This is a genomic window from Bradyrhizobium uaiense (genome assembly GCF_010811875.1).
Lineage (GTDB): Bacteria > Pseudomonadota > Alphaproteobacteria > Rhizobiales > Xanthobacteraceae > Bradyrhizobium > Bradyrhizobium uaiense.
On sequence record NZ_VKHP01001045.1, the window covers coordinates 1 to 241 of the forward strand.

A 241-nucleotide genomic window follows, 5' to 3' on the forward strand; every position below is an offset into this window, starting at 1 on the left:
CGCCGATGCCGTGATCTGGAATCTCGACAAGGTGCTGAACGACAAGGCACCGCAATTCGACAAGCGTCAGAGCGCGCAGGTCAAGACCCGCCTGCCCTCGGTTGCCAGCTACGCCAAGATCGACGACATGACGGTGGAACTGACCACCAAGGAGCCGGACAGCTTCCTGCCGATCAACCTCACCAATCTGTTCATGGCGAGCCCGGCCAAGTGGCAGCAATTCTACGACAAGGCCGAGGGC

The 241-nt window shown here is 60.6% G+C and carries 1 pseudogene; it reads left to right on the forward strand.

The features are described 5' to 3' along the window. Window positions 1–241: pseudogene (locus tag FNJ47_RS48700) on the forward strand (ABC transporter substrate-binding protein); the annotation flags it as partial.